The organism is Pseudomonas sp. 57B-090624 (assembly GCF_003234055.1).
Lineage (GTDB): Bacteria > Pseudomonadota > Gammaproteobacteria > Pseudomonadales > Pseudomonadaceae > Metapseudomonas > Metapseudomonas tohonis.
On the sequence record NZ_QKRU01000050.1, the window covers coordinates 43075 to 54439 of the forward strand.

Sequence of the window (11365 nt, forward strand, 5' to 3'; positions counted from 1 at the left end):
ATATTCCCCGTGCTACGGTTCCGCCTCCGCTGACAACAAGAGGCTGACCAATGCCCGTCCCGCTGCTGCGAACCCTGAGCCTGGCCCTCGGCTTCTGCGCCGCCACGCTCGCCCACGCCGAGACCTGGCCCGGTGCCGACTGGGCACAGGGTGCCAGGCCCTCCGGCGCCGCCCTCGACGCCTTCGAGGCCTATGCCTTCCCCGCCCGTGACGATGCCCAGCGCAAGGGCGTGCGCACCGATGCCGTGGTGGTGATCCGCGATGGCGAACTCATCTACGAACGCTATGCCGGCCCCACCCGCGCCGAGACGCCACACCTCACCTGGTCGGTAAGCAAGAGCCTGCTCGCCGCCACCCTGGGCGTAGCCTATGGCGAAGGCCGCTTCACGCTCGACGACCCGGTCGCCCGCCACTACCCGGCCTTCGCCGGCCATGCTGCGGTGCAGATGAACCACCTGCTGCACTGGGCCTCGGGCCTCGCCTGGCAGGAAGACTACGAATACGCGCCGCTGAAGTCCTCGGTGGTGGCCATGCTCTACACCCGTGGCCGTGGCGACATGGCCGCCTTCGCCGCCGCGCACCCGCTGGATGCCGTGCCCGGCAAGCGCTTCCGCTACTCCAGTGGCGACAGCAACGTGCTCTCCGCCGCGCTCAGGGGCATGGTCGGGGATGCCTACAAGGACTACCCCTGGACTGCGCTGTTCGACCCGCTGGGCATCCGCTCGGCGGTGTGGGAAACCGACGCCGCCGGCACCTTCGTCGGCTCCTCCTACGCCTACATGAGCGCCCGTGACCTCGCCCGCGTCGGCCTGCTGATGCAGCGCGACGGGCGCTGGGGCGAGCGCCAGCTGCTGCCCAGGGAATGGGTGGCGTTCAACCGCAAGCCCTTCGCTGAATTCCGCACCGACCCCAAGCACCCCGACGATGCAGTGCCCGGCGGGCACTGGTGGCTCAACGCGGTGGTGGCCGGCAGCGCCAAGCCCTGGCCGGACGCGCCCGAAGACACCTTCGCCGCCCTCGGCCACTGGGGCCAGGCGCTCTACGTGCTGCCGGCGCAGAAACTGGTGATCGTCCGCTACGCCGATGACCGCGACGGCAGCTACCAGCACAACACGTTCCTCAAACTGGCCCAGGCCGCCTTCGCCCAGGAGGTGCAGCCATGATCCGCCGCCACCCGATCCTCGCCGTCCTGGCCCTGCTGCTCCTGGTGCTGGCCGGCCTCGCCTGGCAGAACCGCGTCCACATCCGGGCCTTCCCCGGCATCATCAGCGCCTACACCGCCAAGGAGTACTGCTCCTGCCGTTACGTCATGGACAACCCGTCGGACTATTGCGTGGGCTACGTGAAGCAGTACGTGCCCACCAGCGCATTCCTCGATGATGCCGCCGCCAAGCGCGTGACCTCCCGTGGCCTCGGCGCCACCTCCACCGCCGCCTGGCTCGGCCCGCGCCAGGGCTGCCAGCTGCTACCGCAGGCGGACAGCCTGCCCTGACGGCGACATGCCCATTTCGTAGGATGGGTAGAGCGAAGCGAAACCCATCAATGCGTAGGCGGCAGGGGCGTGAGAGACCTGGCAAGCACGCTCCTGAGCAGGCCCTCTCAGGTAACGATCGCTCACGCAGGCCGTGTCATTGGCTTCACGCCTCGAAACGGCTGCTTTCGTCGCGGTCGCGCTCGTAGTGCCGGGCGAGGGGGAAGGGCGGTAGCCAGGCTTCGCGGCGCACCGTCCACAGCTCGTAGGTCGGTTGCAACTGGTCGGGGGCGTCCAGGGCGCCGAGGTTCACCTCGATCTCGTCGCCGCTGCGTCCGAATACCGAGGAGCCGCAGCGGGGGCAGAAGCAGCGCCCGGCGTACTCCCCCACCTCGCCCTCGATCGCCACCGCATCCACGGGGAAGATCGCCGAGGCGTGGAACAGCGCGCCGTGGTGCTTGCGGCAGTCCAGGCAGTGGCACAGGCCGACCCGATACGGGCGCCCGGAGGCGACGACGCGCACCGCGCCGCACAGGCAACCACCGGTGAATCGTTCCATGGCGAATCTCCTCTGAAGACGGACCGAGGCATTTCTTATAGCGGGCAGCGGCTGTGTGCGGCCAGGCGGCAGTGCCCTGTTCCACCCTGTGGAACCGTCTTCGATTGTCCTCCTCGCCCCGTGGCGCTTGACTGGCGCCGGGCCGCCTTCCCGGGCGGCCATGACGAGGAGAACAACAACAATGACCCGTTACGCGCATATCCCTGCCTGGCTCGATGGCATCGACGACGCGTTGCGCCGCCTGCGCCAGGACATCCACGCCCATCCCGAACTGGGCTTCGAGGAAACCCGCACCGCCGCTCTGGTGGCCCGTGCCCTGGAGGGCTGGGGCTACCAGGTGCACCGGGGCATCGGCCGCACCGGCGTGGTCGGCGTGCTGCGCCGTGGCGATGGCTCGCGGCGGCTGGGGCTGCGCGCCGACATGGATGCGCTGCCCATCAGCGAAGCCACCGGGGTCGCCCACAGCAGCCGCCACGCCGGCTGCATGCACGCCTGCGGCCATGACGGCCACACCGCGATGCTGCTGGGGGCCGCACGCTACCTGGCCGAGGCCGGGCGCTTCGACGGCACCCTCAACCTGATCTTCCAGCCCGCCGAGGAAGGGCAGGGCGGCGCCGAGGCGATGCTCGCCGACGGCCTGCTGGAACGCTTCCCCTGCGATGCGCTGTTCGCCATGCACAACATGCCGGGGCTGGAGGCGGGGCGCATGGCCTTCCGCGCCGGGCCGGTGATGGCCTCGCAGGACCTGCTGGAGGTGACCCTGGAAGGCGTCGGCGGCCACGGCTCCATGCCGCACCTGTGCATCGACCCGCTGGTGGCCGCCGCCGATATCGTCATGGCGTTGCAGACGGTGGTGGCGCGCAACATCGATGCGCAACGTGCCGCCGTGGTCACCGTGGGCGCGCTGCAGGCGGGGGAGGCGGCCAACGTCGTCCCGCAGACCGCCTTGCTGCGCCTGAGCCTGCGGGCACTGGACCCGCAGGTGCGTGAACTGCAGCTGCAGCGGGTCACGGCCATCATCCGTGGGCATGCCGCGAGCCACGGTTGCCGCGTGGCCATCGAGCACCGCCCGGCCTACCCGGTGACGGTCAACCATGTGGCCGAGACCGCCTTCGCCCGTGACGTGGCCACCGGGCTGCTGGGGGAGGGCGCGGTGCAGGAGGCGCAAACGCTGATGGGCAGTGAAGACTTCGGCTGGATGCTGCAGCGCTGCCCCGGCAGCTACCTGATGATCGGCAACGGCGAGGGGCCGATGGTCCACAACCCCGGTTACGACTTCAACGACGACATCCTCGTGCGCGGCGCGGCCTATTGGGCCGCCCTGGCGGAGGCCTGGCTGCAGGCCGCCCGCAGCGACCTGCCCAGCCGCGCGACCGCCGCCCACGCCTAAGCCCCCGGAGGCTCACCATGCACACGCCAACCCGCGGCGCCTCGCGCGGCCGCCAGGTGACCGCTGCCGTCATCGGCAACGCCCTGGAGTGGTACGACTTCATCGTCTACGGCTTCCTGGCGAGCATCATCGCCAGGTTGTTCTTCCCTTCCGACAACGAATACGCCTCGCTGCTGATGGCCCTGGCCACCTTCGGCGTCGGCTTCTTCATGCGCCCGGTCGGCGGCGTGCTGCTGGGCCTCTACGCCGACCGCAAGGGACGCAAGGCGGCGATGCAGCTGATCATCCTGCTGATGACCTTCTCCATCGCCCTGATCGCCTTCGCCCCGGATTACGCCGCCATCGGCCTGGGTGCGCCGCTGCTGATCGTGGTCGCGCGGATGATCCAGGGCTTCGCCACCGGCGGCGAGTACGCCAGCGCCACGGCCTTCCTGGTGGAATGCGCGCCGGCCCACCGCCGTGGCCTCTATGGCTCCTGGCAGTTGTTCGGCCAGTGCCTGGCGGTGTTCGCCGGCTCCGGCATGGGCGCGCTGGTGACCCACACGCTCCCGCCCGAGGCGCTGGACAGCTGGGGTTGGCGCCTGCCCTTCGTCGTCGGCCTGCTGATCGGCCCGTTGGGGTTGTGGATGCGCCGCAACATGGAGGAGACCGAGGCCTTCCTCGAAAGCCGCGCCCGCCAGGCTGTGGATAACCTCAGCCTGGGGCGGATGCTGCGGGACAACCGGCGCGCCGTGCTGGTGACCCTGGGCAATACCATCAGCGGCACCGTGGCCTTCTACGTGGTGCTGGTGAACATGCCGACCTTCGCCCACAGGCAGCTCGGCCTGCCGCTGGACCAGGTGTTCATGGTGCAGATGGCGGCGGTGGCGCTGATGACCCTGGTGATCCCCATCGCCGGCGCACTCTCCGATCGCTACGGCCGGCGGCCGGTGCTGCTGGCGGGGACCTTCGCCTTCTTCGTGCTGGTCTACCCGCTGTTCGCCTGGGTGGCAGCGGCGCCCAGCCTGGAGCGCCTGCTGGTGATGCAACTGCTGCTGTGCGCCGCCATCGGCACCCTCTACGGTCCGGGCCCCACCGCCGGCGCGGAGCAGTTTCCCACCGAGGTGCGCTCCACCGGCCTGGCGCTGTCGAACAACCTGGGGGTGATGCTCTTCGGCGGCTTCGCGCCCTTCATCGTCACCTGGCTGACGCAGGTGGCCGACGACCCGGTCGCCCCGTCCTATTACGTCCTGTTCGCCGCCGGCATCGGGCTGGTCGCGGCCTGGAACCTGCGCGAAGGGGCCCCGGCCGCGCTGGAGCGTCGCGAGCGTCGCCGGCTGCTGGCCCACGCCACACGGAGACTGGTCGAATGAGCCGTTGCGAGCGTGCCCTGGCCGCGCGCGTTGCGCAGGCTGCGGGTGGCGACCCCGCGCCCGCGATCGGCGGGCCCGAGGGTTGCAGTGCTGCCCACCGGCGCTGCAGGGTGGGGCCAGAGCGGGGCCCGCCGAGGCGGGCCCGTTGCGTGCAGGAGTCGGGCGTGACCTCGGTTGGCGAGGGGGAGGCGCAAATGCGCAGCAGAGAAGAAAGCGGCACCGTGCGCTCGGTGGAGCGTGCCCTGGCCATCGTCGAGTTGCTGGGGGAACACGATTCGCTGGGGCTGGAGGAGCTGCACTACCTGACCGGCCTGCCCAAGGCCACCGTCTCGCGGCTGCTGCATACGCTGCTGGACCAAGGCTGGCTCTACCGGGGGCTGTGCGATCGGCGTTACCGGCTCAGCGCCCAGCGCCTGTTCGGCGACCCGGACCAGCGCTTCGCCCGTCACCTGGTGGAACGGGCCTCGCCCCTGCTCAGGGCATTGGCCGAGCGCACCGGCCTGGTGGCCGACCTGTCGTTCTTCGACGGGGACGACCTGCACGTGGTGGAGAGCGCGGTGCCCGAGGTGTTGCGTCGGCGCTACCCCACCAATCGCCTGGTGGTGGGGCTGAAGGCCAGCCTCGCCGATTCCGCCATGGGGCGCGCCTGCCTTGCCACCCTCGGTGACGAGGAGCTGCAACGCCTCGCCAGGCGCCACGCGCTGCCGGACGAGACGCTGCGGCTCGCCCATCGGCAGACGCATGACCAGGGTTTCGGCGAGCGCATCGAAGGCTCCTGGGAATACTCGGTGCGCCTGCCTTTCCTGATCCGCGCGGTGGCCCTGCCGGTGCACCGCCAGGGCCGCCTGGTGGGCAGTGTGGCCCTGCACTGGCCGAGGGATCAGGACAGCGTCGAGCGTGTCAGCCGGCGGCACCTGGACGACCTCGCCGGCACTGTCGACGACCTGCAGCACAGCCTCGGCTGAGGCCCCCTCCGCCCCGTTCCGTGGGGCGGAACCCAATTCGATTGCCCTTCCCGGTCCCGGATCGACAATGGAGCCTGCCCGTCCGGACGGCATCCACCTCATCCAGAACAACAAGAAGGACATGAGATGAACATGCTCGAAAAGGGCCTGGCGGGTCTCGCCTGCCTCACGCTCGCCGGCCTGTGCCAGGGCGGCACCTTCCTCGAAGACAGCAAGCTCGCCGTGCGTTACAGCCAGTACTACTGGAAGGAGAGCAACGGCGGCGAGGTCGGCCCCGTGCGGGACGAATGGGTGCAGGCCACGCTGCTCGGCTTCAACTCCGGCTGGTACCGCGAGGTGCTGGGGTTCGACTACGCCTACGGGCTGGCCGACGACCTGCGCGTGGGCCGCGACGCCACCAGCATCAGCAACCTGGAAGCGGGCCATTCGGTGCGATCCCCCCATGGCATCGCCAAGCCGGTGGAGGTCTACCTGCGCGCGCGCCTGGCCGGCGAGCCGGGCGAGCTGCAACTGGGGCTGGGCAAGAAGAGCCGGCGCTACGCCCAGTACTACGACGACCCCTTCAGCCGCGTCCTGCCGCCCTCCACCCTGGGGGCGGACGTGGATTTCCGCCGTCCCGGCCTGGAGCTGCGCTACAGCCGCATCGAGGGCTTCAGCGCGCGCAACGAGTCGGGCTGGGCGGACGACCTGACCAACTTCCGCGGTCGGAAGATCGACGCTTTGCACCTGTTCGCCCTGGGCCTGGAACTGCCCGGCGTCGGCACGCTGAAGCTGGAATACGGCGAGTCGGAGGACTACCTGCGGGTCGGCTCGGCGAAGCTCGAGCGCAGCCTCGCGCTGGGCGGGGCGCGCTTGCTCGATCTCTACGCCACCCTCGGTGCCCAGCAGGATGCCGGGCGGCTGTTCGACTACGGCGGTGTGCCGGGCCTCTACGACGCCACCTCGTCGCACCGGGCGCGCTACCTGGACCTCTCCGCGCGCATGCGCTGGCCGCATCACTACCTGGGCATGACCTGGAACCAGGTGCGGGGCGATGACTTCGACCGCTTCTTCTTCAGCCAGGACCACGGCACCTGGAACAGCAGCGCCAAGCTGTTCTACCTGTTCGGTGCCGAGGACGAGGCGATGTTCAAGCTGGTGGCCGGCACCGATTTCGCGGCGCTGGGCCTGCCGGGGTTGCGCCTGGACGGCCACTACGCCTTCTCCGACCATGCCGCCGGCTATGACGGCTTCTCCCGTCGGGAATTCCAGGGCGTGCTGCAATACCGCTTCGCCGGCCTGCTCGACGGCCTGAGCCTGGCCTGGCTGCACAACGAGTTCCACACCAAGGGGCGCGCCGACGGGGTGACCCGCTTCACCCCCTCGCGGGGGCCTGCCGGCATCATCACCCACAATGCGGAACGCCTTTACCTGAACTACGTCTATAGCTTCTGATCGGCTGGCCGGGACCCTCCCGGCCGCCTCCCTCCTCGCGGGGCGGGCGCCGACCCCATGAGCGTTCGCCGCCCCGTGCCTGTGGTTTGCAGGCGCACCGACTGCCGGTTTAAGGTGGCGCGATTGTGCGACAGGAGCCCGCATGGCCAAGCTATTCCCCCTCATTCCCGCCCTGCTCGGCGCCCTTGCGCTGCCGGTGCAGGCCGACTGGTACCTGGACAACGAGTCCTCGCGCCTCTCCTTCATCTCCACCAAGGGCGGCAACCTCTCCGAGGTCCACCGCTTCCTCACCCTGCACGGCACCATCGCCGACAGCGGCAAGGCGCACCTGCGCGTCGAACTGGAATCGGTGAGCACCGGCATCCCGCTGCGGGACCAGCGCCTGCGCGACCTGTTCTTCGAGATCGAGCGCAACCCCGAGGCCGAGGTCTTCGCCCAGCTCGACCTGCGCCCCATCACCGACCTGGCCCCCGGTGCCCAGCTGGAGCTGCGCCTGCCGCTGAAGGTGAAGCTGCACGGCCGCGAGCACGAGTACATGGCCGAGCTGCTGGCCACGCGCCTGGACGACCGCCGATTCCAGGTGGTGACCCTGGCGCCCCTGGTGCTGCAGGTGGAGGACTTCGGCCTCACCGAGTCCCTCGGGATGCTGCGCGAGATGGCCGGGCTGTCCTCCATCAGCCTCTCGGTGCCGGTGGGTGCCGTGCTGATCTTCACCGCGCGCTGATGGGCCACATCTTCCCCTGGAAGTCCGGCAACCGCTTCGAGCTGCTGATCGACGGGCCGAGCTTCTTCCCCGCGATGCTCACCGACATCGCCCGGGCCGAGCACCACGTATCCCTGGAGCTCTACCTGGTGGAAGACGGGCGCTGCAGCGAGGCGCTGGTCGAGGCGCTGTGCCTGGCGGCGCAACGCGGGGTGAAGGTGCGTTGCCTGTTCGACGGCTTCGGCAGCAAGAAGCTCGGCAGCGCCCTGCGCCAGCGCATGGTCCTGGCCGGCGTGCAGCTGCAGTTCTACAACCCGGTGCGCTGGCGGCGCGGGGTGCGCAACTTCTACCGCGACCACCGCAAGGTGCTGGTGGTGGACGACCGCGTCGCCTACGTGGGCGGCACCGGCTCCACCGACGAGTTCTGGGAGCCCGAGCAGCCCGAGAGCCGCTGGCACGAGGCGATGGTCGCCATCGAGGGGCCGCTGGTGGTGCACTGGAAGCTGATCTTCGACTACCAGTGGCTGGCCAACCTGCATCGCCGGCCCTGGCGCCCCGACGAGGCCCCGGGCCTGGAGCGCCTGCCGCCGCTGCCGTCCGCCGGCATCGGCATGGGCCGGGTGGCCTACGCCGACGCCCGCCAGCACTGGGACATCGTGCAGTCGCTGGTGCGCAGCATCCGCAACGCCAAGACCCGCATTTGGCTGGCCACGCCGTATTTCCTGCCCAGCTGGAAGGTTCGCCGCGCACTGCTCAAGGCCGCGCGACGGGGTGTCGACGTGCGCCTGCTGCTGACCAGCCGCAACACCGACCACCCGCCGGTGCGCTTCGCCGGCCAGCGCTATTACCCGCGCCTGTTGCGCGCCGGGCTGCGCATCTTCGAGTACCAGCCGCGCTTTTTGCACCTGAAGATGGTGCTGGTGGACGACTGGGTGAGCATCGGCTCCTGCAACTTCGACCACTGGAACCTGCGCTTCAACCTGGAAGCCAACCTGGAGGCGCTGGACCGGCACTTCACCGCCGAGGTGGCCGCCAGCCTGAGCCGCGACTTCGACGACAGCCGCGAGATCACCCTCGAGGCCTGGCATGCGCGACCGTTGATCAAGCGCTTCTACCAGCGGCTCTGGGGCTGGCTCGACCGCCTCGCCGTCAACCTGCTGGACCGCCGCCGCTAGCCGAACCTTTGTCGGGTGTCGGCCGGGCCCGCGCCGGCTAATCTCCCGCGCACGACCACAACAAGAGATGCGCCCATGCGCCGTCCGCTGCCCGCCCTGTCGCTCCTCGCCCTGCTGCTTTCCGGCTGCTCCACGCCCGGGGCCTTCTTCGGCGCCACCGACGGGCCGGCTTTCGTCGCGCGCACGCCAAGCGATGCCGACCATGCCCTGGTCTACCTCTATCGTCCGCGCAGCGACTGGGCCGACCAGGAGCTGGAGGCGCCGGGCCTGTTCATCAATGGCGAGCTGATCGGCGCGTTGCCGAGCAACGGCTACCTGCCCCTGGAGTTCGAGACCGCCAGCTACCGCCTGGAGATGCGCCGCCCGCTGCTGGGCAGCTACTGGACCTTCTTCGCCGGCGGCCCGCTGGACTTCACCGAGATCACCAGCTTCGCCCTCGACGCCGCTGCCGGCGCCACTTACTACCTGCGCTACGACGAGCTGAACCCGCCGCCGCAGAATGCCGAGCTGCCGCCCCAGGGCGACGGCCCGCTGCAACTGGTGGGCGCCGAGCTGGGCGCCAGCGAGATCGCCGCCACCCGCGAAGTGCACGCGCTGCAGCGCTTCGGTTCCGCCGGCGAGCCGCTGGACGACTTGTAGTAGCCGCCTGTTACCCGGCGCGGGGAGGGCGGGCGGATACTTCGTCTACCCTTTGAATCCTCGAAGGCCCCACACGGAGGAACCCGCCATGGCGGCGAAGAAGATCCTGATGCTGGTCGGCGACTACGCCGAAGACTACGAAACCATGGTGCCCTTCCAGGCCCTGTCGATGGTCGGTCACACCGTGCATGCGGTGTGCCCGGACAAGCGCGCCGGCCAGAGCGTGCGCACGGCCATTCACGACTTCGAAGGCGACCAGACCTACAGCGAGAAGCCGGGCCACAACTTCGCGCTGAACTTCGACTTCGACAAGGTCCGTGCCGAGGACTACGACGCCCTGCTGGTCCCCGGCGGCCGCGCCCCCGAGTACCTGCGCCTGAACGCCCGGGTCATCGAACTGGTGAAGGCCTTCGACGCTGCGGGCAAACCCATCGCCGCCGTCTGCCACGGCGCCCAGCTGCTGGCGGCCGCCGGCGTGCTCAAGGGCCGCGCCTGCAGCGCCTACCCGGCCTGCGGCCCGGAAGTGACCCTGGCCGGTGGCGAGTACGTGGACATCCCCGTGGACCAGGCCCACGTCGACGGCAACCTGGTCACCGCCCCCGCCTGGCCGGCGCATCCGGCCTGGCTGGCGAAGTTCCTCGAAGTGCTGGGCACCCGCATCACCCTGTAAGGGCGAGCCTGCGTTCCGGGGATCAGTGGATTCCCGGGGCCGCCTGTGGCGCCGTTTGATGGGGTTCGCTTCGCTCTACACCATCCTACGAAGTGCCATCCCGTAAGGTGCGGTGCCATGTGGGCGTTCGATGCACAATGGCGCCGCTGAGCACCGCTTGGTGAGTGAACATCCACGCTCTTGGAACCTGGCTTTGCTTTTGGCTCTTTGAGCGTGGGAACCATAAGACTGCGGAGCATGCAGCGGTCGCTCACTCCGGACGTAGGGTGTGCTGCGCGCACCTGGAGCTCGCCGGAAGCACCGAGCGGAGGTGCGCACGGCACACCCTACGGCACGGGTTCATCCTGTCGAGTCGTCATAGGCAGAGCCGATGGCTCATGACGACGTCCCAAGGATGTGGTTTACCAAGTTCAAATGAATCCACCCCTGCAGGTTTTCAGGGCACACCCGAGAAAGGAACCCGCCCCATGTGCGAACTCTATGTAAAGGCCGACCCGATCCTCTACGAGTCCCGCTCGCGCTCACTGCGCATCCGCGGCGTGGTGACCACGCTGCGCCTGGAGAACCAGTTCTGGGACATCCTGCGGGAGATCGCCGAGGTGGACGGCATGACCACCAATCAGCTGATCACCAAGCTCTACGAGGAGGTCATGGACTACCGCGGCGAGGTGGTGAACTTCGCCTCCTTCCTGCGGGTGAGCTGCACCCGTTACCTGGCCCAGCGCAGCGCGCCGGCCAACCTGGCGCTGCTGCCCCGGCGGGCTGGCTGAAACTTGCGGCGGTCGGCGGAATTCCCTGACCGGCCGGTTTAGGCTGTTCGCGCGCGTGGCAGGGATGCCTTGGCCGCGCGCCTGCCAGTCGCCGTCGTGGCTGGAGTCCAGATCCCAGGAGTTACTTTCATGGCTGCCAAACGCCTCTTTTCCGTTTCCCTCCTCGCCGCCTGCCTGCTGGCCGGCACCAGCGCCTTCGCCGACCCGTCCCTGGCCGAGCGCCGCGCCATCACCGCC

General features: G+C 69.4%; 12 protein-coding genes. 11 read left to right on the forward strand and 1 reads right to left on the reverse strand.

Annotated features, from left to right (window positions below; genetic code table 11):
* The first annotated feature begins 50 nt into the window (after positions 1-50).
* Together DMX10_RS22030 and DMX10_RS22035 are read left to right on the forward strand one after the other, a co-directional pair.
* On the forward strand, positions 51-1163 hold the full coding sequence (locus tag DMX10_RS22030) for a serine hydrolase (protein WP_111263079.1): 1113 nt from the start codon (positions 51-53) through the stop codon (positions 1161-1163).
* The gene (locus DMX10_RS22035) at positions 1160-1492 is read left to right on the forward strand and encodes an amidase (RefSeq protein WP_111263080.1); all 333 of its coding nucleotides are present in this window, start codon (positions 1160-1162) and stop codon (positions 1490-1492) included. The genes DMX10_RS22030 and DMX10_RS22035 overlap by 4 nt, the downstream gene beginning before the upstream one ends.
* A 145-nt stretch (positions 1493-1637) precedes the next feature.
* Here the strand turns inward: DMX10_RS22035 and DMX10_RS22040 are convergent, their stop codons facing one another.
* Positions 1638-2030 (reverse strand): GFA family protein, encoded by a 393-nt coding sequence (locus DMX10_RS22040; RefSeq protein WP_111263081.1) that lies wholly within the window; start codon positions 2028-2030, stop codon positions 1638-1640.
* Positions 2031-2211: 181 nt separating this feature from the next.
* Here DMX10_RS22040 and DMX10_RS22045 point away from each other — a divergent pair, with 181 nt between their 5' ends.
* From DMX10_RS22045 to DMX10_RS22085, 9 genes are all read left to right on the forward strand, one after another.
* Positions 2212-3420 carry a M20 aminoacylase family protein gene (locus DMX10_RS22045; protein ID WP_111263082.1) on the forward strand — a complete coding sequence of 403 codons (1209 nt, stop codon included), beginning with the start codon at positions 2212-2214 and terminating at the stop codon, positions 3418-3420.
* A gap of 17 nt (positions 3421-3437) precedes the next feature.
* The gene (locus DMX10_RS22050; RefSeq protein WP_111263083.1) at positions 3438-4772 is read left to right on the forward strand and encodes a citrate-proton symporter; all 1335 of its coding nucleotides are present in this window, start codon (positions 3438-3440) and stop codon (positions 4770-4772) included.
* Positions 4773-4966: 194 nt separating this feature from the next.
* A complete protein-coding gene (locus tag DMX10_RS22055; RefSeq protein WP_111263084.1) occupies positions 4967-5737 on the forward strand; it encodes an IclR family transcriptional regulator in 771 nt (256 codons plus the stop codon).
* Positions 5738-5863: 126 nt separating this feature from the next.
* On the forward strand, positions 5864-7171 hold the full coding sequence (locus DMX10_RS22060) for an OprD family outer membrane porin (RefSeq protein ID WP_111263085.1): 1308 nt from the start codon (positions 5864-5866) through the stop codon (positions 7169-7171).
* A 142-nt stretch (positions 7172-7313) separates the two neighbouring features.
* Complete coding sequence (locus tag DMX10_RS22065) at positions 7314-7895, forward strand: YceI family protein (RefSeq protein WP_111263086.1); 582 nt, start codon at positions 7314-7316, stop codon at positions 7893-7895.
* Complete coding sequence (locus tag DMX10_RS22070; protein WP_111263091.1) at positions 7892-9049, forward strand: phosphatidylserine/phosphatidylglycerophosphate/cardiolipin synthase family protein; 1158 nt, start codon at positions 7892-7894, stop codon at positions 9047-9049. The genes DMX10_RS22065 and DMX10_RS22070 overlap by 4 nt, the downstream gene beginning before the upstream one ends.
* 75 nt (positions 9050-9124) lie before the next feature.
* Positions 9125-9688 (forward strand): DUF2846 domain-containing protein, encoded by a 564-nt coding sequence (locus DMX10_RS22075; RefSeq protein ID WP_111263087.1) that lies wholly within the window; start codon positions 9125-9127, stop codon positions 9686-9688.
* Positions 9689-9776: 88 nt separating this feature from the next.
* Positions 9777-10358, forward strand: a complete 582-nt coding sequence (locus DMX10_RS22080) for a DJ-1/PfpI family protein (protein WP_111263088.1) — start codon at positions 9777-9779, stop codon at positions 10356-10358.
* A 467-nt stretch (positions 10359-10825) separates the two neighbouring features.
* The gene (locus DMX10_RS22085) at positions 10826-11128 is read left to right on the forward strand and encodes a ribbon-helix-helix domain-containing protein (RefSeq protein ID WP_111263089.1); all 303 of its coding nucleotides are present in this window, start codon (positions 10826-10828) and stop codon (positions 11126-11128) included.
* Positions 11129-11365 lie beyond the last annotated feature (237 nt).

Bases quoted from the DNA above. Each gene is read 5' to 3' on its own strand.
- DMX10_RS22040 (WP_111263081.1), bottom strand. From the start codon at position 2,030: ATGGAACGATTCACCGGTGGTTGCCTGTGCGGCGCGGTGCGCGTCGTC.
- DMX10_RS22065 (WP_111263086.1), top strand. From the start codon at position 7,314: ATGGCCAAGCTATTCCCCCTCATTCCCGCCCTGCTCGGCGCCCTTGCG.
- DMX10_RS22075 (WP_111263087.1), top strand. From the start codon at position 9,125: ATGCGCCGTCCGCTGCCCGCCCTGTCGCTCCTCGCCCTGCTGCTTTCC.
- DMX10_RS22035 (WP_111263080.1), top strand. From the start codon at position 1,160: ATGATCCGCCGCCACCCGATCCTCGCCGTCCTGGCCCTGCTGCTCCTG.
- DMX10_RS22055 (WP_111263084.1), top strand. From the start codon at position 4,967: ATGCGCAGCAGAGAAGAAAGCGGCACCGTGCGCTCGGTGGAGCGTGCC.
- DMX10_RS22080 (WP_111263088.1), top strand. From the start codon at position 9,777: ATGGCGGCGAAGAAGATCCTGATGCTGGTCGGCGACTACGCCGAAGAC.
- DMX10_RS22085 (WP_111263089.1), top strand. From the start codon at position 10,826: ATGTGCGAACTCTATGTAAAGGCCGACCCGATCCTCTACGAGTCCCGC.
- DMX10_RS22030 (WP_111263079.1), top strand. From the start codon at position 51: ATGCCCGTCCCGCTGCTGCGAACCCTGAGCCTGGCCCTCGGCTTCTGC.
- DMX10_RS22050 (WP_111263083.1), top strand. From the start codon at position 3,438: ATGCACACGCCAACCCGCGGCGCCTCGCGCGGCCGCCAGGTGACCGCT.
- DMX10_RS22060 (WP_111263085.1), top strand. From the start codon at position 5,864: ATGAACATGCTCGAAAAGGGCCTGGCGGGTCTCGCCTGCCTCACGCTC.
- DMX10_RS22045 (WP_111263082.1), top strand. From the start codon at position 2,212: ATGACCCGTTACGCGCATATCCCTGCCTGGCTCGATGGCATCGACGAC.